Raw genomic sequence first — 22,197 nt, 5'->3', positions numbered from 1 at the left:
CGCCGACGGTGACGACCACGATCGAGGACGACGATCCGTTGTCGCTCACGCTGACGGGGCCGGCGACGGTGGCCGAGGGCGCCACGACCACGGACTACGCGGTCACCCTGGGCGCGACGGGACTGGGCGCCGGCCAGAGCGTGACCTTCACGCTCGACAGTGCCTCGGGCCAGGCGACGGAGGGGATCGACTTCACGGCGCTGCTCCAGGCGGCCCTGGTGGCGGGCGCGGGCGTGAGCCTGGTCAGCGGCGCGGCGGACGCCAACGGCGTCATCACCGTGACGGCCACCGCGGGCGCGGCCGACCTGGCCGCCGGCGCCACGCTGGCGAGCTTCGGCCTGGCCACGCTGGAGGACCTGCTGGTCGAGGGGCCCGAAGCCTTCACGCTCCAGCTGGCCAGCGGCATGGCGACGGTGAGCACGCCGACGGTGACGACCACGATCACAGACAACGACGTGAGCCCGCTCATAAGCGATGGTCAATCCCATGTCTCCGAAGAGGGCCTGCCCGGAGGTCTCCCGGATGCTTCTGGTTCGCAACTCTTGCCGAGCAATGACAGCACGGATTTAGCCACAAGGGATCCGGCGGGCACCTTGGACATCACTCGCAACGGTGTCGCGCCCCTGACGGTCGAGCTGATCAATCCTGGTCTCTCGACGGTGGGCGAAACCAGCCTCTCCTGGGCTTATGACGGCACCAACCATGCCGTGCTGATCGGCTCTGACGCCACCAGTGGTGAAGCGGTCATCCGTGTGACGCTGAACAATGGATCGATTGACGTCGGCAGTTCCGGAGTCACTGTTCCCTATGGCGTCGAACTGCTGCGACCTATTCGGCACTCGATAGCGGATCTGGGGACCGCTGGAGAGGATACCGCCAGCCTGAGCCTGACGGTGAGAATCTCGGATGGTGTGAATCCCGTCGATGAGGGCACGCTCACTGTCACGGTCGAGGACGACGGCCCGAGCATCACGGTCAGCGCGAGCGCGCCGGCGGTGGCCTCGCTGGTGGTGGACGAGACGGACCTGGCGAGCGACGCCACGGTCAGCTTCGCCAGCAGCTTTGGCAACCTGCCGCTGTACGGCGCTGACGGCGCGGGCACGGTGGTGAGCTCGACCTTCGCGCTGGGCATCCAGAGCGTGGGCGTGGACAGTGGACTGGTGGACATGGCCACGGGCAATCACATCTACCTGTACCTGTCGGGCAACGACGTGGTGGGCCGCGTGGGCAGCGCCACGAACACGCCCGATGCGGCCGGCGTGGTGGCGTTCCAGGTGAGCCACAGCGATGCCTCGCTGACGCTGGACCAGGTGCGCGCCATCGTGCACCCGACGACCGATCCGAACGAAGGCCGGTCGCTGGGCGCGGATGAGCTGATCACGCTGACGCGCACCGACACCATCACGGACCAGGATGGCGACACCAACACGGGCTCGAACTCGATCAATCTGGGCTACGCCATCAGCTTCAAGGACGATGGCCCGAGCATCACGGTCAGCGCGAGCGCGCCGGCGGTGGCCTCGCTGGTGGTGGACGAGACGAACCTGGCGAGCAACGCCACGGTCAGCTTCGCCAGCAGCTTTGGCAACCTGCCGCTGTACGGCGCTGACGGCGCGGGCACGGTGAGCTCGACCTTCGCGCTGGGCATCCAGAGCGTGGGCGTGGACAGTGGACTGGTGGACATGGCCACGGGCAATCACATCTACCTGTACCTGTCGGGCAACGACGTGGTGGGCCGCGTGGGCAGCGCCACGAACACGCCCGATGCGGCCGGCGCGGTGGCGTTCCGGGTGAGCCACAGCGGCGCCTCGCTGACGCTGGACCAGGTGCGCGCCATCGTGCACCCGACGACCGATCCGGACGAAGGCCGGTCGCTGAGCGCGGATGAGCTGATCACGCTGACGCGCACCGACACCATCACGGACAAGGATGGCGACACCAACACGGGCTCGAACTCGATCAATCTGGGCCACGCCATCAGCTTCAAGGACGACGGCCCGAGCATCACCAACGTGCTGAATGCCGATAGCCTGACGGTGAACGAAGCGAATCTGCCCAACATTGCCACGGCCAATTTAGTGGACAACTTCAGCTCGTCCATCAGCTATGGTGCCGACGTTGCGGGTACGACGGCTTACGCCCTGGCGCTCAACGGCAGCAATGTCGGCTCCGGGCTGTACGCCCTGGGCGTGGGTGGCGCACGGGGCAGCCAGATCTTGCTCAACCAAGCGGGTAACGTGGTCACAGGCAGCGTTGGCGGCACCAGCTACTTCACCATCACGTTCGACAACTTGACCGGTGAGGTGAAGTTTGAGCAGAAGGCAGCCATCTACCACAGCGGAACGGGCAACGACACCTCCACGCTCACCACGGCGGCAGGCGCCCTGGTGCTGCGCGCCACGGCGACCGATGCGGACGGCGACTCGGCGACGCACAACCTGGACCTGAGGGGGGCCTTCAATATCGTGGACGACCGCCCTTTCTCGACTGGGGACGACAAGAATGCCTTCATGCCGCAGGTCAACTTGGATGAGACCGTTGGCGTCGACCGCTATGCCCCTGCCGAGGTGTCAATGTACCCCGGTAATACCGATGACGGCAGTGGCTGGCTGGCGCGCGTCGAAACCCAGATCAGCGGAGGGTTTGCCAGTCTGTTTAGCTTGTCGGGCTCCTATGGCTCGGACGGGCCTGGCAGCACCACTTACCAGCCGAGCTTTACAGGCTTTACCGCCGATGGCCTGGCGACCAATCTGTCGTCCACGGCGGGCGGCCAGATCACGCTTTTCCTGGAAGGAGGCGTCATCGTCGGCCGTGACGCTGATGGAGGCAGCCCGGTGTTCAAGATCGAGATCGTGAACACCGCTTCGAGCGGTGATCCGGTCCATCAGCTGCGCACCACCTTGTACGAGGCGATCCGTCACGGCGATACCACTTTGCACGACGAATCTTCCCCTTTGTTGACGACAAATGGTGATGAGGTGTGGCTGACGTATCGAGTCGTGCGCAAGGATGCCGATGGCGATGCCAGCCCGATTACCCTTGAGACCGCGCTCATCACCACGAGCTCATCGTTCTTGACTTTCGACGATGACGGTCCCGTGGCCAACTCCTTCGCCAGCGGGCAAGCAGTCGATACGAGCGGATACCTGTCGCTCGTCAACGGCAACGGGTTCGGGACCGACGGTGGCCATGTCCACTCGATTGTCCTGGAGGGCACGACCTATACCTGGAACACCAGCACGAACACCATTGATTTCACCGGAGGCGTGGACCGCCAAAGTGTCTCCTTCACCACGGATCACCGCTTGGTGGTGAACTTCGCCGCGGGGGAGGGGCAGTTCGCCGTTGACATGGACGACGGCCGTTACGATCTCTCGTTCAATAGCTCCGGGAATGTTGGTGTCGATGTCGGCTACACGTTGATCGACAACGACTCTGACCTTGCGAGCTCGACCCTGCCCATCGACTTGCATGTGTTGCTCGGTGATGCTACCGACAACAGCCTGACAGGCTCCAGCAGCAATGAGATCCTGATTGGCGGTCAGGGCAATGACACATTGACCGGTGATCTCGGTGCCGACGTGTTCAAGTGGCAACTGGGCGATCAGGCGACGATTGCAACTCCAGCCGTCGACCATGTCGTCGACTTCGATCCCACCGAGCAAGACGCCCTGGACCTGCGCGACCTCCTGACCGGAGAGCATGGGACCGAGGGCGCGGATTGGAACCTCGGCGCCTACCTGAATTTCGGCACCGAAGGCGGCAAGCTGGCCCTGCTCGTTGACCCCGACGGGGCTGGCTCGGGAGGCGTCACGCAGAAGATCGTGTTCGATAATTTCTCCAGCACGACGGACTTGGGCCTGGTTCTGTCGGGCTACTCGGGCGCGACCGATGCCGATCTCATCAAGAAGCTGGTCGAGCAGGGCAATCTGAAGCTCGATCCCTGATGGCAAGTTCACGAGAGTCCGATCGCCTTGACCGCGGGCTTTCCGTCGTCATGTTTGTCAAATGGAAAAGATATGCGTGCTGCTATAGTGTTCTGCCGTTTGAGGAGGCTTGGCATGCCGGGGATGTGGCGCGCCATGTCATAACAGGGTGGTGTATGAAGCAACGTCTGATTTTGAATGCCGGGGCCGGCGCGGTTCTGGCCCTGACAGGTAGCGCTGTCCTGGCGCAGGCCTTGCCGACCCTGTTGGTGGCGGCGGCGCAGAAGGCCGTCGTCAGCAATCCCGAGGTGCAGGCGCGTTGGCGTGAGTTCAATGGAGCGGGGGCCGATCGCGAGGCAGGCACCGCCGGCTACAAGCCCCAGGTCGACATGACGCTGGGCGTGGGCCTTGAGCGCAAGGATGCCTCCTCGGCCGGCAGCGAGACCGACTACACGCGCGCCGGCGGCGAGTTGAGACTGACGCAGATGCTGTTCGATGGCATGTACACCCGCAGCGAGCTCAAGCGTCTGGGCTACGCCAAGCTGGTGCGCTACTACGAACTGATCGAGACCTCGGAGAACATCAGCCTGGAGGCGCTCCGCGCCTACGCTGACGTCGCGCGCCATACCGAACTGGTCGAGGAAGCGCGCAGCAACTATCTCGAGCACAAGAGCACCGCCTTGCAGATTTGGCAGAAGGCCTCTGCTGGCGTCGGCCGGCGGGTTGACCTCGAGCAGGCCAACGGGCGGATCGCGCTGGCCGAGTCCAACCTGCTGACCGAGCAATCCAATCTGCATGACGTCAGCGCGCGTTACCTCCGCATCATGGGTGAGAAGCCCTTGCTCAAGATCGCCCGCCTGCCCGATGGACTCAAGCTGCAGGGCCTTCCTACTTCCGCGATCGATGCGCTGCAGCGGGGCCTGCCGAGCAGTCCGACCATCAACGCCGCCTACGAGAACGTGCGCGCCAGCCGCGCTCAGGTCGAGTCCCGCCAGTCGGCCTACTGGCCCCGGGTGGACTTCCGCATCCGCGAGAGCTGGGGCCGTAGCACGGACAGCGTGGCTGGCCGGCAGCGCGACCAGGTGGCCGAGGTCCTGCTGAACTACAACCTCTACCGCGGCGGTTATGACCAGGCGCGCGAAAAGCGGGCGGTCGAATACCAGTTCCAGGCCCGCGACCTGCAGGAAAAGGCCTGCCGCGACGTGCGACAGACCCTGTCCATCGCCTACCAGGACATGGTCAAGCTCAAGGAGCAGCTCGGCTACCTCGACACGCATCGGCTCTCGACCGAAAAAGCGCTGCAGGCCTACCGCCAGCAGTTCGAGATCGGTCAGCGCAGCTTGCTCGACCTGCTCGACACGCAAAATGAGCTGTTCGAGGCCAACCGCGCCCATATCAACGCGCGCTATGACCAGATCATCGCGCAAGCACGCACCTTGTCCGGCATGGGCAAGCTGACCGCGGCGCTCGGCATCGGGCGCCCCGGCCAGCCCAGCCTGCAGGACGCCGGCCAGGACCGCCACCCGCAGCTGCCGCTTGAGGAGCTTTGCCCCTTGGAGGCGCCCGAGACCGTTCAGTTGGAAAAAAAGATCGCGGAGTCGCGTTCCCAGCCCGTTTCGCAGCCGGCGCAGATCTCCCGCACGGCTCCGACCCGTGTGACCTTTCTGGCGGATGCGCTGTTCGATTTCGACAAGGCCGTCCTCAAGCCGGCAGGTCAGTCGCAACTCAACAACATGATCGGCCAGATCAAGGGCCTGGACATCGAGATCATCATCGTGATCGGTCATACCGATTCGATCGGCACCGATGCCTACAACCAGAAATTGTCGGAGCGGCGCGCCAACGCCGTCAAGACCTACCTCGTCAACCAGGGGATATCCGCAGGCAAGGTGAGTGCCGAGGGTCGCGGCAAGTCCACGCCGCTCGTCAGCAACTCAACGGCCGAAGGTCGCGCCAAGAACCGCCGGATCGAGATGAGGATCATTCCGGCGGGCTACCAGGCGACCCAGCCCAAGGACAGCGACCCCGTCAAGACTCCCGTCACATCCGACGCCGGCAAGAGCCGCCAGCCTGGCGGCCGCTGATCCCGGCGTCAGACGCCGGCGGCTTGTGCCTGCTGGTCGGCGTGGTAGCTGGAGCGCACCATGGCACCCACCGCCGCGTGCGAGAAGCCCATCTCGTAGGCCTTCTGCTCGAACATCTTGAAGGTGTCGGGGTGCACGTAGCGGCGCACCGGCAGGTGGTGGCCGCTCGGCGCCAGATACTGGCCGATGGTCAGCATGTCGATGTCGTGCGCGCGCATGTCGCGCATGACCTCGAGGATTTCCTCGTCGGTCTCGCCCAGGCCGACCATCAGGCCGCTCTTGGTCGGGATGTTCGGGAAGCGGGCCTTGAAGTCCCTCAGCAGCTTGAGCGAGTGCGCGTAGTCGGCGCCGGGGCGCGCTTCCTTGTAGAGGCGCGGCACCGTCTCCATGTTGTGGTTCATCACGTCCGGCGGGCCCTCGGCCAGGATGTCGAGCGCCTTGTCCAGCCGGCCGCGGAAGTCGGGCACCAGCACCTCGATCTGGGTCCTGGGCGAGAGCGCGCGCGTCTGCTGGATGCAGGCGACATAGTGGCCGGCGCCGCCGTCGCGCAGGTCGTCGCGGTCCACGCTGGTGATCACGACATAGTTGAGCTTCATGGCCGCGATCGTCTTGGCCAGGTTCCCGGGCTCGTCGGCGTCCAGCGGATCCGGGCGGCCGTGGCCGACGTCGCAGAAGGGGCAGCGCCGCGTGCACTTGTCGCCCATGATCATGAAGGTCGCCGTGCCCTTGCCGAAGCATTCGCCGATGTTGGGGCAGGAGGCTTCCTCGCACACCGTCACCAGCTTGTTCTGGCGCAGGATGTCCTTGATCTCGTAGAAGCGGGTGCTCGGGCTGCCGGCCTTGACGCGGATCCAGTCCGGTTTCCTGAGCGTTTCCTCCACCGGCACGATCTTGATCGGAATGCGCGCGGTCTTGGCGTGGCTCTTTTGCTTGGCGCTGGCGTTGTAGTTCTCGGCGTCTTGGGCCTGGTGAACGACGGGATTGCTCGACATCTGGATGTTCCGGCTGGGGATAAGAGAAAGCCCGTCAGGCGGGCAGCAGGGCGCGGAGCTGCTGGCCCAGCACCTCGGCCACGTCGTCGAACGCGGCCTGGACACCGATTGTAAGGAGATCGACAGTTTTCAGGCCCGCATAGCCGCAGGGGTTGATGCGGTCGTAGGGTTCCAGGTCCATCGCGACGTTGAGCGCCAGACCGTGGTAGGTGCGGTGGCGATGCACCTTGATGCCCAGCGCGCTGATCTTGCCCAGGCCGCGGAAGGGATCGCCGCCCGGTGCCGGGCCGGTCAGCGCCGCGTGCGAGAACGGGTCGTCGAGCCGCACATAGATGCCGGGCGCGCTGGCGACCCGGTGCCCGGTCACGTTCCAGTGCGCGAGCGTGCGGATCACCGCTTCCTCCAGCCGGTAGACATATTCCTTGACGTAGTAGCCGGCGCGCTGCAGGTCGATCAGCGGATAGGCCATCACCTGGCCGGGGCCATGGTAGGTCACCTGGCCGCCGCGGTTGGTCTGCACCACCGGGATGTCGCCCGCGGCCAGCACATGCTCGGCCTTGCCGGCCAGTCCCTGGGTGAAGACCGGCGGATGCTCGCACAGCCACAGCTGGTCCGGGCTGCCGGGGCCGCGCTCGGCGGTGTAGCGCTGCATGGCTTCGACCGTGGGCAGGTAGTCGACCCGGCCGAGTCGGCTGATTTCGAGGCCCGGCATGTTCACAGCACGATCTTGACCATCGGGTGCGTGGTCAAGGTGCGGTAGAGCTCGTCGAGCTGCTCGCGGCTGGTGACATGGACGCTGATCGTCAGGCCCAGGTAGTTGCCGCCCTTGCTCGGGCGGTGCTCCATCGTGCCGGCGTCGAAGTCCGGTTCGAACTGGGTGGCGACCTGCGCGATCGCGGACGCGAAGCCCTCGACATGCGCGCCCATCACCTTGATGGGGAAGCGGCAGGGGTACTCGATCAGGGATTGCTCGGGCGGAATGGGATGGCTGATGTCCATGGTTGTCACGTATGTGTAAGCAGGAGTCACTAAAAATAGATTATCCTCACTCGGTAGAATGTTGCAGTGCAGCAAACGTAAGGCGCGTCCAACCCAAGTCTTACAAAAGACTTGACTCGGACCTAGGGTTGCTACGTATAATGGGAGGCTTTGCGGGGACGGGCTGGGCCTGACTTGCGTGGAGCACGCGTGATGAAGAACGAGCCGGAAAACCGCCGCCCTGTCTACGATGATGAAGTAGATGAGGTGCCTGAGCCAGAATTCAAGCGTCTGACCGCCGATGAAGCCGCCGAGTGGCGCCAGCGTCAGCCGCGCGAGTCGGTTTGGAGCCTGGTCCTGTGGCAACTGCTGCTCGGGCTGCTGCTGGCTCCCTTGGCGTGGCTGTTGACGCGCCGGACTGAAGTCGTCGGATCTGCTGTCTACGGTGTCTTGTGCATCCTGTTGCCCACCGCCCTGATGGCTTACGGCCTGACTTCGAGCGGGCTGGCCAGGATGGTGCGGCGGCTGTTTCCCGGAGCGTCCGGACTGTCGCTGGCAGGATTGTTCTTTTGGGAAGGGGTCAAGCTGTTGTTGGCGCTTGCCATGATGTGGCAGGCCCCCAGGCTGGTCCCCGGACTGAGCTGGCTGGCCCTGGTGGCCGGGCTGGTGGTGGCGCTCAAGGCGTATTGGCTGGAACTCTGGATGCGTTCCCGTCGAGCGTCTCGGACGTCGAAAATTTTGTGACTATTAATGGCTGAATCAAACATGGCGATTGAAGGCGTGGGCCCAACCCCGGGCGAATACATCAAGCACCACCTGACGCACCTGACTAATCACGGTGACAAGCAGTCGGGCATCGTTGACTTCAGCTACCTGAACCTCGACTCGATCGTGGTCGCGGCGCTGCTGGGCCTGCTGTCGGTCTTCGTGCTGTGGCTGGGCGCGCGCAAGGCCACCGCCGGCGTGCCGGGCCGGTTCCAGGCCGCGATCGAGATCCTGGTCGAAATGGTGGAAAACCAGGCCAAGGGTCTGATCCACAACGAACAAAGCCGCAAGCTGGTGTCGCCGCTGGCGCTGACCGTGTTCGTCTGGATCTTCATGATGAACTTCATGGACATGCTGCCGCTGGACCTGCTGCCCAAGCTCTGGGAAGGCGTCTACGCCGCGCAGGGTCATGATCCGCATCACGCCTTCCTGCGCGTCGTCCCGACCGCCGACCTGTCCACCACCCTGGGTCTGTCGGTGTCGGTGCTGCTGATGTGCCTGTTCTACAACGTCAAGATCAAGGGTCTGGGCGGCTGGAGCCACGAACTGGTGAGCGCGCCGTTCGGTACCAGCAAGAATCCTCTGTTTGCCATTCCGCTGGGTCTGGTGAACTTCCTGATGCAAATGATCGAATTCCTGGCGAAGACTGTTTCGCACGGCATGCGGTTGTTTGGCAACATGTTCGCGGGTGAACTGGTCTTCATGCTGATCGCGCTGCTGGGTGGCTATGCCACGCTCTCGCTCGGCGGTGGCCTGTTATTCGTCGGGCACCTGGTCGCCGGTACGGTGTGGACCCTGTTCCATATCTTGGTCATCACCCTGCAGGCGTTCATCTTCATGATGCTGGCTCTGATTTATCTGGGTCAAGCGCATGATGCGCACTGAGTTCGCGTAACCCGCGCACTGTGTTTCTCGTAGCTTTTCTTTCTTAACCTTCCTCTCATTTCAAAGGATTCATCATGGAAAACGTTCTGGGTCTGGTTGCTCTGGCTTGTGGTCTCATCGTCGCTCTGGGTGCCGTCGGCGCTTCTATCGGCATCGCGATCATGGGCGGCAAATTCCTCGAGTCTTCGGCTCGTCAGCCTGAAATGATGAACGACTTGCAAACCAAGATGTTCATTCTGGCTGGTCTGATCGACGCCGCCTTCCTGATCGGTGTCGCAGTTGCCCTGCTGTTCGCCTTCGCGAACCCCTTCGTCATCGCCGCCTGATAGTTTGCTGTGAGGAAGGACGTGCTCCGGCCCTGAAGCCGGGGCGCGCGTCACAGCCAATGCGTTTCAACTCCCGATAACACACAGAAAGGCGTTGCGATGAACATCAATGCAACCCTCTTTGCGCAAGCGATCGTCTTTGCGGTTCTGGTGTGGTTCACGATGCATTTCGTGTGGCCACCGATTGCCAAGGCCCTGGATGAGCGCGCGCAGAAGATTTCCGAAGGTCTGGCTGCATCCGACAAAGCCAAGACCGAGCTGGCCGTCGCCAACAAGCGTGTCGAGGCAGAGTTGAGCAAGTCGCGCAACGAATCCGCCTCCCGCCTCGCCGACGCCGAGCAGCGTGCCCAGGCCACGATCGACGAAGCCAAGGCCCGCGCCAATGACGAAGCCGCCAAGATCATTGCCGCCGCCAAGGCCGATGCCGAGCAGCAGGTGGTCAAGGCCCGCGAAGTCCTGCGCGAGCAGGTCGCCAGCCTGGCCGTCAAGGGCGCAGAGCAGATTCTGCAGCGCGAAGTCAACGCCGGCGTGCATGCCGAGCTGTTGAACCGCCTGAAGACCGAACTTTGACCAGCGCATAAAGGTTGACCATGGCTGAACTTGCCACCATTGCCCGCCCCTACGCTGAAGCGCTGTTCAAGGCCGCCAAGGCCGACGCCGCTGCCACCGCGCAGTGGGTCGAAGAGCTGGCTGCCATTGCTGGCAATGAGCAGCTGCTGCAATTTGCCGATAACCCCAAGGTCAGCGCCCAGCAGGTGTTCGACCTCGTCTCGGGTGTCTGCAAGCAGACGCTGCCCGAAATCGGCCGCAACTTCCTGCTGACCGTGATCGAGAACGGCCGCGTGGCCGTGTTGCCCGAGATTGCCCGCCAGTTCCGCGCTCTCGCGAATGCGCAGCTGGGCACTTCGGATGCCGTGGTCTATAGCGCCTATGACATCGACAGCGCGGCCCTGGCCGATCTGGCCGGCGTCCTTGAAAAGCGTTTCGCCCGCAAGCTCAAGCTGCAGCTCGTGCTGCAGCCCGAGCTGATTGGCGGTGTTCGCGTGGTCGTGGGCGACGAGGTGCTGGACCTGACGGTCAAAGCCCGCCTGGAACAAATGAAAGCGGCCCTGACGGCGTGAGCCGCGGTGTGTCCCGAAGCGCAAACCTATACGAAAGAAGGAAAGAGTCATGCAACTCAATCCCGCAGAAATTTCTGAACTGATCAAGTCCCGCATCGAAGGCTTGGCCCCCGCTGCCGACGTGCGCAATCAGGGTACCGTGGTGTCCGTGACTGACGGTATCGTCCGCGTCCACGGCCTGTCCGACGTCATGCAGGGCGAGATGCTTGAGTTCCCGGTCACCCCGGACGGTCAGCAGACCTTCGGCCTGGCGCTGAACCTCGAGCGCGACTCCGTCGGCGCCGTGATCCTGGGCGAGTACGAGCATATCTCCGAAGGCGACACGGTCAAGTGCACCGGCCGCATCCTGGAAGTGCCGGTCGGCCCCGAGCTGATCGGCCGCGTGGTCAACGCGCTGGGCGCACCGATCGACGGCAAGGGCCCGATCAACGCCAAGATGACCGACGTGATCGAGAAGGTCGCCCCGGGCGTGATCGCTCGTCAGTCCGTCGACCAGCCGCTGCAGACCGGCCTGAAGTCGATCGACTCGATGGTTCCCGTCGGCCGTGGCCAGCGCGAACTGATCATCGGCGACCGCCAGACCGGCAAGACCGCCGTCGCGATCGACGCCATCATCAACCAGAAGGGCCAGGGCGTCACCTGTATCTACGTCGCGATCGGCCAGAAGGCTTCCTCGATCAAGAACGTGGTGCGTGCGCTCGAGCAGGCTGGCGCGATGGAGTACACCATCGTTGTCGCCGCTTCGGCTTCCGAATCCGCTGCGATGCAGTACCTGTCGGCCTACGCCGGCTGCACCATGGGCGAGTACTTCCGCGACCGCGGTGAAGACGCGCTGATCGTGTATGACGACCTGTCCAAGCAGGCCGTGGCCTACCGTCAAGTCTCGCTGCTGCTGCGCCGCCCGCCGGGCCGCGAAGCCTACCCGGGCGACGTGTTCTATCTCCACAGCCGCCTGCTCGAGCGCGCCGCTCGCGTCAACGCCGACTACGTCGAAGCCTTCACCAAGGGCGCCGTCAAGGGCAAGACCGGTTCGCTGACCGCGCTGCCGATCATCGAAACGCAAGCCGGTGACGTGTCCGCCTTCGTTCCGACCAACGTGATCTCGATCACCGACGGCCAGATCTTCCTGGAAACCAACCTGTTCAACGCCGGTATCCGTCCCGCGATCAACGCCGGTATCTCGGTGTCGCGCGTCGGTGGCGCGGCCCAGACCAAGCTGGTCAAGGGCCTGTCCGGCGGTATCCGTACCGACCTGGCCCAGTACCGTGAACTGGCTGCCTTCGCGCAGTTCGCTTCCGATCTGGACGAGGCCACCCGCAAGCAGCTGGACCGCGGCGCTCGCGTGACCGAGCTGCTCAAGCAGGCCCAGTACGCACCGCTGTCGATCAGCCTGATGGGCGCGACCCTGTTCGCGGTCAACAAGGGCTACATGGACGACATCGCTGTCAACCAGGTGCTGCCTTTCGAAGCGGGTCTGCACGCCCACCTCAAGCACAAGCACGCTGCCCTGCTGGCCAAGCTGGAAGCGGCAAAGGCCATGGACAAGGACGCCGAAGCTGAAATGAACTCCGCGATCGCCGAGTTCAAGAAGACCGGCACTTACTGAGCGGCGCGTCAAGCGACCGTTTAAGGAGCATCAATGGCAGCAGGCAAGGAAATACGCGGCAAGATCAAATCGGTGGAAAACACCAAGAAGATCACCAAAGCCATGGAAATGGTGGCCGCCTCCAAAATGCGCAAGGCGCAGGATCGCATGCGCCAGGCTCGGCCTTACAGCGAGAAGGTGCGCCAGATCGCCGGTAACCTGAGTCAGGCCAACCCGGAGTATCAGCATCCGTTCATGCAGGTCAACGCCGATGCGAAGACCGCCGGCATGATCGTCGTGACGACCGACAAGGGGCTGTGCGGCGGCATGAACACCAACGTGCTGCGTCTGGTCACGAACCAGCTCAGGGACTTCCAGACCAAGGGCCAGGCCGCGGAAGCGGTCGCCATCGGCAACAAGGGCCTGGCTTTCCTGAACCGCATCGGCGCCAAGGTCGTTTCGCATGTCACCGGTCTGGGCGATACCCCCCATCTGGAAAAGCTGATCGGCCCGGTCAAGGTGCTGCTCGATGCTTATGCCGAAGGTCGCGTGAACGCGGTGTACCTGTGCTACACCCGCTTCATCAACACCATGAAGCAGGAGGCCGTGGTGCAGCAGTTGCTGCCGCTGACCGCTTCCGAGCTGCAGCAGGGCAAGCAGGGCCACGACTGGGATTACATCTACGAACCCGACGCCGCCACGGTGATCGACGAGCTGCTGGTGCGCTACCTGGAGTCTCAGGTCTACCAGGCGGTGGCCGAGAACATGGCGTCCGAGCAGTCGGCGCGCATGGTGGCCATGAAGGCCGCGACCGACAACGCCGGTAGCGTGATCAACGAGCTCAAGCTGGTCTACAACAAGACCCGCCAGGCCGCGATCACCAAGGAACTGTCGGAAATCGTGGCAGGCGCCGCGGCCGTTTGAGGCCGGGTTCACAGAATCTAGAGAATATTTAAGGTTTCAATCATGGCTCAAGTTCAAGGCAAGATTGTTCAGTGTATCGGCGCCGTGGTGGACGTGGAGTTTCCGCGCAACCAGATGCCGCGCGTCTATGACGCACTGAAGATGGAAGGTTCTGCACTGACCCTGGAAGTGCAACAGCAGCTCGGCGACGGCGTGGTCCGTACCATTGCTCTGGGTTCGTCCGATGGTCTGCGTCGCGGCATGCTGGTGACCAACACCCACGCTCCGATCACTGTTCCGGTTGGCAAGGCCACCCTGGGCCGCATCATGGACGTGCTGGGCAACCCGATCGACGAGCGCGGCGAAGTCTCGCAAGAGCTGACCGCTTCGATCCACCGCAAGGCCCCGGCTTATGACGAGCTGTCGCCCTCGCAGGAACTGCTCGAGACCGGCATCAAGGTGATCGACCTGGTCTGCCCGTTCGCCAAGGGCGGCAAGGTGGGTCTGTTCGGTGGCGCCGGCGTCGGCAAGACCGTGAACATGATGGAGCTCATCAACAACATCGCCAAGGCGCACAGCGGTCTGTCCGTGTTCGCCGGCGTGGGTGAGCGTACCCGTGAAGGTAACGACTTCTATCACGAGATGGCCGATTCGGGCGTCGTGAACCTGGACAACCTGGGCGAGTCCAAGGTCGCCATGGTCTACGGCCAGATGAACGAGCCGCCGGGCAACCGTCTGCGCGTCGCGCTGACCGGCCTGACCATCGCCGAGTCCTTCCGTGACGAAGGCAAGGACGTGCTGTTCTTCGTGGACAACATCTACCGCTACACCCTGGCCGGTACCGAAGTGTCCGCGCTGCTGGGCCGCATGCCTTCCGCCGTGGGCTACCAGCCGACGCTGGCCGAGGAAATGGGCCGCCTGCAGGAGCGCATCACCTCGACCAAGGTCGGCTCGATCACCTCGATCCAGGCCGTGTACGTGCCGGCCGATGACTTGACCGACCCGTCGCCCGCCACCACCTTCGCCCACCTGGATTCGACCGTGGTGCTGTCGCGTGACATCGCGTCGCTGGGTATCTACCCGGCCGTCGATCCGCTCGACTCCACCAGCCGCCAGCTCGACCCGCTGGTCGTGGGCGAGGATCACTACGCGACCGCCCGTTCGGTGCAGGGCACCCTGCAGCGCTACAAGGAACTGCGCGACATCATCGCGATCCTGGGCATGGACGAACTGGCGCCGGAAGACAAGCTCGCCGTGGCGCGCGCTCGCAAGATCCAGCGCTTCCTGTCCCAGCCGTTCCACGTCGCCGAAGTCTTCACCGGCTCGCCGGGCAAGTATGTGCCGCTGTCGGAAACCATCCGTGGTTTCAAGATGATCACCGCCGGTGAGTGCGATCATCTGCCGGAGCAGGCCTTCTACATGGTCGGTACCATCGACGAAGCCTTCGAAAAGGCCAAGAAGCTGGCGTAAAGCTTCGTATTCGGGCGCCTGGCGTCGTTGCCGTGCTTGCCGTACCCCTCAGTACGGTGGCGCGCGGCGCCTACCAGACACCCGACTACTTGCTTTAAGTCGGATTCAACAAGGAGTAATGATGAGCACGATACAAGTCGAGGTAGTGAGCGCCGAAGAGGCTATCTTCAGCGGTCGCGCCAAGTTTGTGGCGCTGCCGGGCGAGGCAGGCGAACTGGGCATCCTGCCCGGTCACATCCCGCTGATCACGCGCATCAAGCCCGGTGCGGTGCGGATCGAGAAGGAAGACGGCAGCGAGGAATTCGTGTTCGTCGCCGGCGGCATCCTGGAAGTCCAGCCCAAGTGCATCACGGTGTTGAGTGACACCGCGATTCGCGGCCATGACCTCGACGAGGCCAAGGCCAACGAGGCGCGCAAGGCGGCCGAGGAAGCGCTCAAGAACGCCAAGAGCGATGTCGACCTGGCCAAGGCCCAGTCCGAACTCACCGTCATGGCGGCCCAGATCGCCGCGCTGCGCCGGTTCCGCCAGAAGAAGTAAGTCTTCGACTGCTTCCCGCTACGCAAGAACCGCCTTCGGGCGGTTCTTGCATTTCCGCGGAGGCGCCGCGCTCGGGCACAATCGGCGCCATGCGCAGCCTCACGCCCCACGATCCCGAAGTCGACGAACTCGAGCAAGCTTTCTACGCGGCCTGGCGGTCGGGTGACCTCGAACGCCTGATGTCCTGCTGGGCCGATGACGAGGAGGTGGTCTGCATCCACCCGGGTGGCGTCCGCCTGGTGGGGCTGCGAGCGGTGCGCGAGTCGTTCCGTGAATTGCTGGGCGAGGGGGGGGTGCGCATGCATGTCCAGCAGGTGCAACGCAACAGCGGCCCCGGTTGCAGCGTGCACAGCGTGGTCGAGCGGCTGGAGGTCATGACAGGCGAGGGCCTGCGTCATGCCTATCTGCTGGCCTCCAATGTCTACGTCAGGACTGGCCAGGGCTGGCGCCTGCTGGTGCATCACTCCAGCCCCGCCAATGTCGAGGCCTTGGCCGAGATCACCGAGCAAGGTCATACCCTGCATTGAGGAGCGTGAACGATGGATGAGATTGTCAAGGCCGCACTGGTCAAATGGCCCAATGTGCCCGACTGCTACGGCTGGCTGGGGCTGGATGCCCGCGGGCATTGGCATATGCGCGATGACGCGGTGCAGCGGGCCGGGGCCTTTGCCGGGCCAGATCCCGCCGGGCGCGGTCAGCGCCTGGAGCACGAGAAGCTGATCGGCTTCATCGGCCGCAATTACGAGCATGACGAGCGTGGCCGCTGGTTCTTCCAGAACGGCCCGCAGCGGGTCTACGTCGAGCTCGACGCGGCGCCCTGGGTCTGGCGGCTGCAGCCCGACGGGTCGCTGCTCAGCCATACGGGCCTGCCGGCGAGCTACCTCGACAGCTGGCTCGATGAGCGGGGTCGGCTCTATGTCCGGACCGAGCTGGGGCTGGGACTGGTGCAGAGCCAGGACATGCACCTGGCGGCCGACTGGGTGGAGCAGGGGCGCTGGCAGCCGCAGGACTGCCTGGCGCTGGAACTGCCGGATCGCTTCGGCTTCGTGCTCAGCCCGCAAGCCGAAGCCGCGCAGGGCCAGGCCCTGTAACCGAACCCAGGCAAAAGAAAAGCCGGCAGGACAGCCGGCTGTTTCTGGCAAGCCATGGCGGCCGCTGCCGGTTTATTCGCCCTTGGGCTCGGCGAACTTGGCGCCGCCGGCGTTGGCCATGTAGGCCACGGCGCGCGAGACTTCGAGGTCGCTCAGGGCGCCGCCAGCCTGCGGCGGCATGGCGTTCTTGCCCTTGAGCGCCGAGTTGGTCAGCGCGGCCTGGCCGGTGGCAATGCGCGGTGCCCAGGCGGCGGCATCGCCGAACTTCGGGGAGCCCAGCGCGCCAGTCGCGTGGCAAGCGGCGCATTGTGCCTGGAAAGCCTGCTCGCCGGTCTTGGGCGCGCCACCCGCCGTGGCGACTTGCAGTTCGACCGTGCCCACGCGCTGCAGGCGCTGGGCCATCGCGGCGTCTTCCTCGATGCTGTTGCTGGCGGTCTTGCCGCAGCCGCCGAGCAGCAGCGCCAAGCCGACCGCTCCGATCATGGGCAGGGTCCAGCCGTGGCGGGCGTTGGGGTGGCCGGTCTGAAGCGCGTTCGCGAAATCGCTCATGTTGTCCTCGGTGGGCTTGTGCCGTTTAAGTGTGGAAAACGTCTTCCCGACAGGCGGGAATGCTGATCAAATTATAGCCAAGCAAGGCCCGCCAGCCCTCATCAGGACTGCTAGAATGGACAGTTAGCGTTCACCGCAAGCGGCTGTAGCTCAGTGGATAGAGTATCGGCCTCCGAAGCCGAGGGTCGTGGGTTCGATCCCCGCCAGCCGCGCCACCATTACATGCGCCACCCTTCGCGGTGGCGTTTTTGTTGCATGACAGACGACAGCCCCGACATCATCCAGGAAGCGCGCTTGTGGAGCGACGGGCGCTGGACCGCGCGCGTCATCAAGAACGAGGACGACGACGGCTGGGCCGTGGCCATGTTGCTGCGCGGCGAGGACGAGCCCGCGCTGGTGGGACCCTGGACCATGGGCCGCGACAAGAGGAATCCCAAGCCCCTCGATACGGCGGCGTTCAACACGCTGGTCAAGACCGCGACCGAGGTGTTGCGTCGCCACGAGCAGCAGTTGCATGCCCAGCTCAACAAGAACGTGATGGTCACGGCCGATGGGCATCGCGTCCGGGTCGCGCTGTGCATCGTGCCGGACGAGGAGGGCGCCAGCGCCACGCTGAGCGCCCAGGACGAGTTCGGCGAGGAACTGGCCCGGGTGCCGGTGTCGCCGGCTTTCAAGCTGAATGTCACCAGCGCGCAGGCCTGGGTGGATTCCGGCTTCGAGCGGCCGCGCTGAAGCACCACGCCCAGGCCCGCAGGCTCAGGGCGCTTGGCATTCCAGGTAGCCGTCCTTGCGCGCCGGGTCCGGGCACCAGCTGGACATGTCGACCAGGTAGGCATCGGCTCGCCGCTCCTGCGCCTTCCTGAGCATCTGCGCGGCCTGCAGCCGGTCGGTGCTGGTGGCGACGCTGCGGTAGCTGCCCTGGCGCAGGTAGGCCTCGGCGTTGGCCAGGCCCAGTTTCGAGGCGATGGTCTCGACCTCGTAGCGGGCGTCGGCCAGCGTGCGGTCGCCGCCATAGACCACGCCCCAGGTCGTGCTCTGGCCGGCTTGCGATTGCGCCTGCTGCACCAGGGCCGAGTTGGCCGAGACGCTGGTTGACAGCGCCGACTGGACCCGGTCGGTCTTGGCCGCGAGGGCCTGGTTGAGCCGCTCCAGGCTGGCGCCTTCGTTTGATGGGGTGGCGCCCGGTGTGCGGGCCTGTGACAGCGCCTGGTTCAGGCGCTCGTTCTGGTCCTTGAGGTCGGCGATCAGCGCCTGGGCCTTGAGCAGACTGACATCGGACTGCGTGAGCCTGGCCTTCCACTGCAGGCCGGCGACGCTGCCCTCCTGGAAGCCCGCGGTTACCAGCATGTCGTTGATCGCCGCTGGCCAGAGGATCAGCAGCACGCCGAGCAGCAACAGCAGGGCGTCGCGCAGCAGCGCCACCAGGTCCTTGCCGGTCGCGATCAGCCCGGCCAGCGGATTCCCGTTTTCGGTCTTGTCCGGCATCTGCCTCTCCCTGTTTTTTCCGCAGCATCAGCGGGTGGGTGCCGGGCGTCCAGCGGCGGGTCGTGACAGAATGATCGGCCCCGGCCCTTGCGGCTGATCTCTGGATAAATCGATGACTTCAGCCCCTGCGGCCCCTGGCCGCGCGCAGGCCATGGTGCTGGCCGCCGGTCGCGGCGAGCGCATGCGCCCGCTGACCGACCATACCCCCAAGCCCCTGCTGGAAGTGCAGGGCAAGCCGCTGCTGCAGTGGCATCTGGACGCGCTGGCGCGGGCTGGCTGGCGCCAGGCGCTGGTCAACACGGCCTGGCTGGGCGAGCAGATCCCGGCGCGCTTCGGCACCCGCTGGCCGTCGCAGGCTGCAGGCGAGTCGCCAACGGGCCTGGAGCTGCGGTATTCGATGGAGGCGCGCGACTTCGGTGGTGCGCTTGAGACCGCTGGCGGCATCGCGCGCGCGCTGCCCGCGTTGGCCGATTGCTTCTGGGTCGTCGCGGGTGATGTCCATGTGCCGGGTTTCGATTTCGCGCCCGAGGCGATGCGGCGTTTCGCCGCCAGCGGCCGGCTGGCGCACCTCTGGCTGGTGCCGAATCCGGCGCACAACCTTAAAGGGGACTTCGGCCTGTCGTGCGAGGGGCTGGCGCTGAACCTGCCGCCCGATCACCCGGGGCCGCGCCATACCTACAGCACCATCGGCCTGTACCGGCGCGAGTTCTTCGAGATGCCGCATTGCGACATCCCGGCCGGCAATCCGCAGGGCATTGCCGCCCCGCTGGCGCCGCTGCTGCGCGCCGCGATGGATGCCGGCCAGGTCAGCGCCGAGCTCTGGCGCGGCGACTGGACCGACGTGGGCACGCCCGAGCGGCTGGCCCGACTCAACGAAGAGGTGATTTCATGACTGCCATTCCCCATCAATCCGTTTACGTCGAACGCCGTGCCCGCCTGGCCGCCCAGCTTGGCGCAGGCGGCGTCGCGATCGTCCCGACCGCGCCCGAGCGCCAGCGCAACCGCGACAGCGAGTACCTGTTCCGCTTCGACAGCTATTTCCACTACCTGAGCGGCTTCACCGAGCCGCGCGGCTGGCTGGTGATCACGGCCGAGGGCCACACCACGCTGTTCTGCCAGCCCAAGGATCTGGAGCGCGAGATCTGGGACGGCTACCGGCTCGGGCCGCAAGCGGCGCCATCCGCGCTGGGTGTCGACGAGGCGTACTCGGTGCATGAGCTCGACGAGCGGCTGCCCAAGCTGCTGGAGAACCGCCAGCAGCTCTGGTATCCGTTCGCGACCCATGCCGGGCTGGAGACCCGGATCGACGGCTGGTTGCAGAAGGTCAGGGCGCGCGCGCGCTTCGGTGTCTTCTGCCCGGACGCGCAGCGCGACCTCTGCGTGCCGCTCGACGAGATGCGGCTGTTCAAGGACGCGCACGAGATCGACGTGATGAGACGCGCGGCGCAGATCAGCGCCCAGGCCCATGTGCGCGCGATGCAGCGCAGCGCGGCGATGATCCGCGCCGGCCAGGAGGTGCGCGAGTACCACCTCGATGCCGAGCTGCTGCACGAGTTCCGCCAGCAGGGCTCGCAATACCCGGCCTACGGCAGCATCGTCGCGGCCGGCGCCAACGCCTGCGTGCTGCATTACCGCGCCGACGTCGCGCCGGTGCGCCCGGGCGAGCTGGTGCTGATCGATGCCGGCTGCGAGCTCGACGGCTATGCCTCGGACATCACGCGCACCTTCCCGGCCGACGGGCGCTTTTCCGGGCCGCAGCGCGCGCTCTACGATCTGGTGCTGGCGGCACAGGAAGCCGCCATCGCGGCGACCCGGCCCGGCATGCGCTTCCAGGACGGACACGACGCCTCGGTGCGGGTGCTGGCGCAGGGCATGCTCGACCTCGGCTTGCTGAAAAGGGATGACGTCGGTCACCTCGACGACGTGATCGAGCAGCGGCATTATTTCCGCCACTACATGCACCGCACCGGCCACTGGCTGGGGCTGGACGTGCACGACGTCGGCAGCTATGTCGAGCCGGGATCGGTCGCCAGCATCGAGCGGCGCGATCCGCTCAGCGGCGAGCTGATCAAGGACCGACCGAGCCGCGTCCTGCGCCCCGGCATGGCGCTGACCATCGAGCCCGGCCTCTACGTCAGCCCGGCGGCCGATGTACCGAAGGAGTTCTGGAACATCGGCATCCGGATCGAGGACGATGCCATCGTCACCGAGTCCGGCTGCGAGCTGATCACGCGCGGCGTGCCGGTGGACGGCGACGAGATCGAGGCGTTGATGCGGGGGTGATCAGACCTTCTCGATGATCAGCGCGATGCCCTGACCGACACCGATGCACATGGTGCACAGCGCGTACTGGCCGCCGACGTTGTGCAGGCGGTTGATGGCGGTGGTCACCAGGCGGGCGCCCGAGGCGCCGAGCGGGTGACCCAGTGCGATCGCGCCGCCCCAGGCGTTGACGCGCGCGTCGTCGTCGGCCAGACCCAGGCCGCGCAGCACGGCCAGGCCCTGGGCCGCGAAGGCTTCGTTGAGCTCGATCACGTCGATCTGGTCCAGCGTCATGCCGGTCTGGGCCAGCAGCTTCTGCACCGCCGGGGTCGGGCCGTAACCCATGATGCGCGGTGCCAGGCCGGCGGTGGCCATGCCGACCACGCGCGCCTTGGGCGTCAGGCCGTATTGCTGGGCGGCTTCGGCGTTGGCCAGCAGCAGGGCGCAGGCGCCGTCGTTGACGCCCGAGGCGTTGCCGGCGGTCACGCTGCCGTCAGGGCGCACGACGCCCTTGAGCTTGGCCAGCGCTTCCAGCGTGGTGGCGCGCGGGTGCTCGTCGGTATCGACCACGACCGGGTCGCCCTTCTTCTGCGGGATGATCACCGGGCAGATCTCGCGGGCCAGGTGGCCGGCCTTGATGGCGGCGGCGGCGCGCAGCTGGCTGGTGTAGGCCATCAGGTCCTGTGCCTCGCGCTCGATCTTGAAATCGACCGCGACGTTCTCGGCGGTCTCGGGCATGGAGTCGACGCCGAACTGGGCCTTCATCTGCTTGTTGACGAAGCGCCAGCCGATGGTGGTGTCATGGACCGCGTTGGAGCGGCTGAAGGCGGACTCGGCCTTGGGCATGACGAAGGGCGCGCGGCTCATGCTTTCGACGCCGCCGGCGATCATCAGGCGGGCTTCGCCGGACTTGATGGCGCGCGCGGCCGAGCCGACTGCATCAAGGGCCGAGCCGCACAGGCGGTTGACGGTGGAGCCGGGGACCTCGACCGGCAGGCCGGCCAGCAGGGCGGACATGCGGGCGACGTTGCGGTTGTCCTCGCCGGCCTGGTTGGCGCAGCCGTAGATCACGTCGTCGATGGCCTTCCAGTCGACCTGCGGGTTGCGCTCCATCAGGGCCTTGATCGGCACGGCGCCGAGGTCATCGGCGCGCACGCCGGACAGGGCACCGCCGTAGCGGCCGAAGGGGGTGCGGATCGCGTCGCAGATATAGGCTTCGTTCATAGTCTCTTCTCTA

General features: G+C 65.2%; 22 protein-coding genes and 1 tRNA gene. 17 read left to right on the top strand and 6 right to left on the bottom strand.

Translation table 11 applies throughout. The features are described from left to right. Window positions 1–8 precede the first annotated feature (8 nt). Both PHR85_RS07505 and PHR85_RS07500 read left to right on the top strand, forming a co-directional pair. Window positions 9–3,947: a DUF5801 repeats-in-toxin domain-containing protein gene (locus tag PHR85_RS07505; protein WP_300052505.1), complete on the top strand. Its 3,939-nt coding sequence runs from the start codon at window positions 9–11 to the stop codon at window positions 3,945–3,947. Between the two features lie 155 nt (window positions 3,948–4,102). Next, complete coding sequence (locus PHR85_RS07500) at window positions 4,103–6,010, top strand: TolC family outer membrane protein (protein ID WP_300052503.1); 1,908 nt, start codon at window positions 4,103–4,105, stop codon at window positions 6,008–6,010. Window positions 6,011–6,018: 8 nt separating this feature from the next. Here PHR85_RS07500 and lipA read toward each other — a convergent pair whose 3' ends face one another. From lipA to PHR85_RS07485, 3 genes are read right to left on the bottom strand one after another with little or no spacing between them, the layout of a single operon-like run. Then, on the bottom strand, window positions 6,019–7,002 hold the full coding sequence (lipA, locus tag PHR85_RS07495; protein ID WP_300052500.1) for a lipoyl synthase: 984 nt from the start codon (window positions 7,000–7,002) through the stop codon (window positions 6,019–6,021). A 34-nt stretch (window positions 7,003–7,036) separates the two neighbouring features. Next, window positions 7,037–7,714, bottom strand: a complete 678-nt coding sequence (gene lipB / locus PHR85_RS07490) for a lipoyl(octanoyl) transferase LipB (RefSeq protein WP_300052497.1) — start codon at window positions 7,712–7,714, stop codon at window positions 7,037–7,039. Between the two features lie 2 nt (window positions 7,715–7,716). Further along, the gene (locus tag PHR85_RS07485; protein ID WP_300052495.1) at window positions 7,717–8,001 is read right to left on the bottom strand and encodes a DUF493 family protein; all 285 of its coding nucleotides are present in this window, start codon (window positions 7,999–8,001) and stop codon (window positions 7,717–7,719) included. 192 nt (window positions 8,002–8,193) lie between these two features. Here PHR85_RS07485 and PHR85_RS07480 point away from each other — a divergent pair, with 192 nt between their 5' ends. The 11 genes from PHR85_RS07480 (at window position 8,194) to PHR85_RS07430 (ending at window position 16,664) form a co-directional block, all read left to right on the top strand. Further along, window positions 8,194–8,724: an ATP synthase subunit I gene (locus tag PHR85_RS07480; RefSeq protein WP_300052492.1), complete on the top strand. Its 531-nt coding sequence runs from the start codon at window positions 8,194–8,196 to the stop codon at window positions 8,722–8,724. A gap of 21 nt (window positions 8,725–8,745) precedes the next feature. Next, window positions 8,746–9,630: a F0F1 ATP synthase subunit A gene (atpB, locus tag PHR85_RS07475; protein ID WP_300052489.1), complete on the top strand. Its 885-nt coding sequence runs from the start codon at window positions 8,746–8,748 to the stop codon at window positions 9,628–9,630. Between the two features lie 74 nt (window positions 9,631–9,704). Next, complete coding sequence (atpE, locus tag PHR85_RS07470) at window positions 9,705–9,956, top strand: F0F1 ATP synthase subunit C (protein WP_105728181.1); 252 nt, start codon at window positions 9,705–9,707, stop codon at window positions 9,954–9,956. 99 nt (window positions 9,957–10,055) lie between these two features. After that, a complete protein-coding gene (locus PHR85_RS07465) occupies window positions 10,056–10,526 on the top strand; it encodes a F0F1 ATP synthase subunit B (RefSeq protein WP_300052485.1) in 471 nt (156 codons plus the stop codon). Window positions 10,527–10,546: 20 nt separating this feature from the next. Further along, window positions 10,547–11,077 carry a F0F1 ATP synthase subunit delta gene (locus PHR85_RS07460; RefSeq protein WP_300052482.1) on the top strand — a complete coding sequence of 177 codons (531 nt, stop codon included), beginning with the start codon at window positions 10,547–10,549 and terminating at the stop codon, window positions 11,075–11,077. 49 nt (window positions 11,078–11,126) lie between these two features. Then, complete coding sequence (atpA, locus tag PHR85_RS07455; protein ID WP_300052479.1) at window positions 11,127–12,683, top strand: F0F1 ATP synthase subunit alpha; 1,557 nt, start codon at window positions 11,127–11,129, stop codon at window positions 12,681–12,683. Between the two features lie 33 nt (window positions 12,684–12,716). Further along, on the top strand, window positions 12,717–13,586 hold the full coding sequence (gene atpG, locus PHR85_RS07450) for a F0F1 ATP synthase subunit gamma (protein ID WP_300052476.1): 870 nt from the start codon (window positions 12,717–12,719) through the stop codon (window positions 13,584–13,586). A 42-nt stretch (window positions 13,587–13,628) separates the two neighbouring features. Beyond that, a complete protein-coding gene (gene atpD / locus PHR85_RS07445) occupies window positions 13,629–15,035 on the top strand; it encodes a F0F1 ATP synthase subunit beta (RefSeq protein ID WP_300052474.1) in 1,407 nt (468 codons plus the stop codon). 121 nt (window positions 15,036–15,156) lie between these two features. Further along, window positions 15,157–15,573 carry a F0F1 ATP synthase subunit epsilon gene (locus tag PHR85_RS07440; RefSeq protein WP_300052471.1) on the top strand — a complete coding sequence of 139 codons (417 nt, stop codon included), beginning with the start codon at window positions 15,157–15,159 and terminating at the stop codon, window positions 15,571–15,573. An 89-nt stretch (window positions 15,574–15,662) separates the two neighbouring features. Continuing rightward, window positions 15,663–16,100: a nuclear transport factor 2 family protein gene (locus PHR85_RS07435; protein ID WP_300052469.1), complete on the top strand. Its 438-nt coding sequence runs from the start codon at window positions 15,663–15,665 to the stop codon at window positions 16,098–16,100. Window positions 16,101–16,112: 12 nt separating this feature from the next. Then, window positions 16,113–16,664, top strand: a complete 552-nt coding sequence (locus PHR85_RS07430; RefSeq protein WP_300052466.1) for a DUF2946 family protein — start codon at window positions 16,113–16,115, stop codon at window positions 16,662–16,664. 72 nt (window positions 16,665–16,736) lie between these two features. Here PHR85_RS07430 and PHR85_RS07425 read toward each other — a convergent pair whose 3' ends face one another. Continuing rightward, a complete protein-coding gene (locus PHR85_RS07425; RefSeq protein ID WP_300052464.1) occupies window positions 16,737–17,213 on the bottom strand; it encodes a c-type cytochrome in 477 nt (158 codons plus the stop codon). Window positions 17,214–17,352: 139 nt separating this feature from the next. Here PHR85_RS07425 and PHR85_RS07420 point away from each other — a divergent pair. Further along, window positions 17,353–17,428: transfer RNA gene (locus PHR85_RS07420), tRNA-Arg, on the top strand. Between the two features lie 40 nt (window positions 17,429–17,468). Next, window positions 17,469–17,945, top strand: coding sequence for a hypothetical protein (locus tag PHR85_RS07415; RefSeq protein WP_300052462.1), 477 nt, complete (start codon window positions 17,469–17,471; stop codon window positions 17,943–17,945). Between the two features lie 24 nt (window positions 17,946–17,969). On the opposite strand, the gene PHR85_RS07410 is transcribed toward PHR85_RS07415, so the two are convergent. Continuing rightward, window positions 17,970–18,698: a hypothetical protein gene (locus tag PHR85_RS07410; RefSeq protein ID WP_300052460.1), complete on the bottom strand. Its 729-nt coding sequence runs from the start codon at window positions 18,696–18,698 to the stop codon at window positions 17,970–17,972. A gap of 112 nt (window positions 18,699–18,810) precedes the next feature. Here PHR85_RS07410 and PHR85_RS07405 point away from each other — a divergent pair, with 112 nt between their 5' ends. After that, the gene (locus tag PHR85_RS07405; protein WP_300052457.1) at window positions 18,811–19,590 is read left to right on the top strand and encodes a nucleotidyltransferase family protein; all 780 of its coding nucleotides are present in this window, start codon (window positions 18,811–18,813) and stop codon (window positions 19,588–19,590) included. Next, complete coding sequence (locus tag PHR85_RS07400; protein ID WP_300052454.1) at window positions 19,587–20,981, top strand: aminopeptidase P N-terminal domain-containing protein; 1,395 nt, start codon at window positions 19,587–19,589, stop codon at window positions 20,979–20,981. Before PHR85_RS07405 ends, PHR85_RS07400 begins: the two co-directional genes overlap by 4 nt. On the opposite strand, the gene pcaF is transcribed toward PHR85_RS07400, so the two are convergent. Next, window positions 20,982–22,184 carry a 3-oxoadipyl-CoA thiolase gene (gene pcaF / locus PHR85_RS07395; protein ID WP_300052452.1) on the bottom strand — a complete coding sequence of 401 codons (1,203 nt, stop codon included), beginning with the start codon at window positions 22,182–22,184 and terminating at the stop codon, window positions 20,982–20,984. It lies immediately after the preceding gene. Between the last annotated feature and the right edge of the window lie 13 nt (window positions 22,185–22,197).

This window comes from Malikia sp. (assembly GCF_028687635.1).
In the GTDB taxonomy this organism is placed as follows: Bacteria; Pseudomonadota; Gammaproteobacteria; order Burkholderiales; family Burkholderiaceae_C; genus Malikia.
The sequence above is the reverse complement of the archived record's forward strand: the minus strand, read 5'-3'. Positions and strand labels throughout refer to the sequence as shown.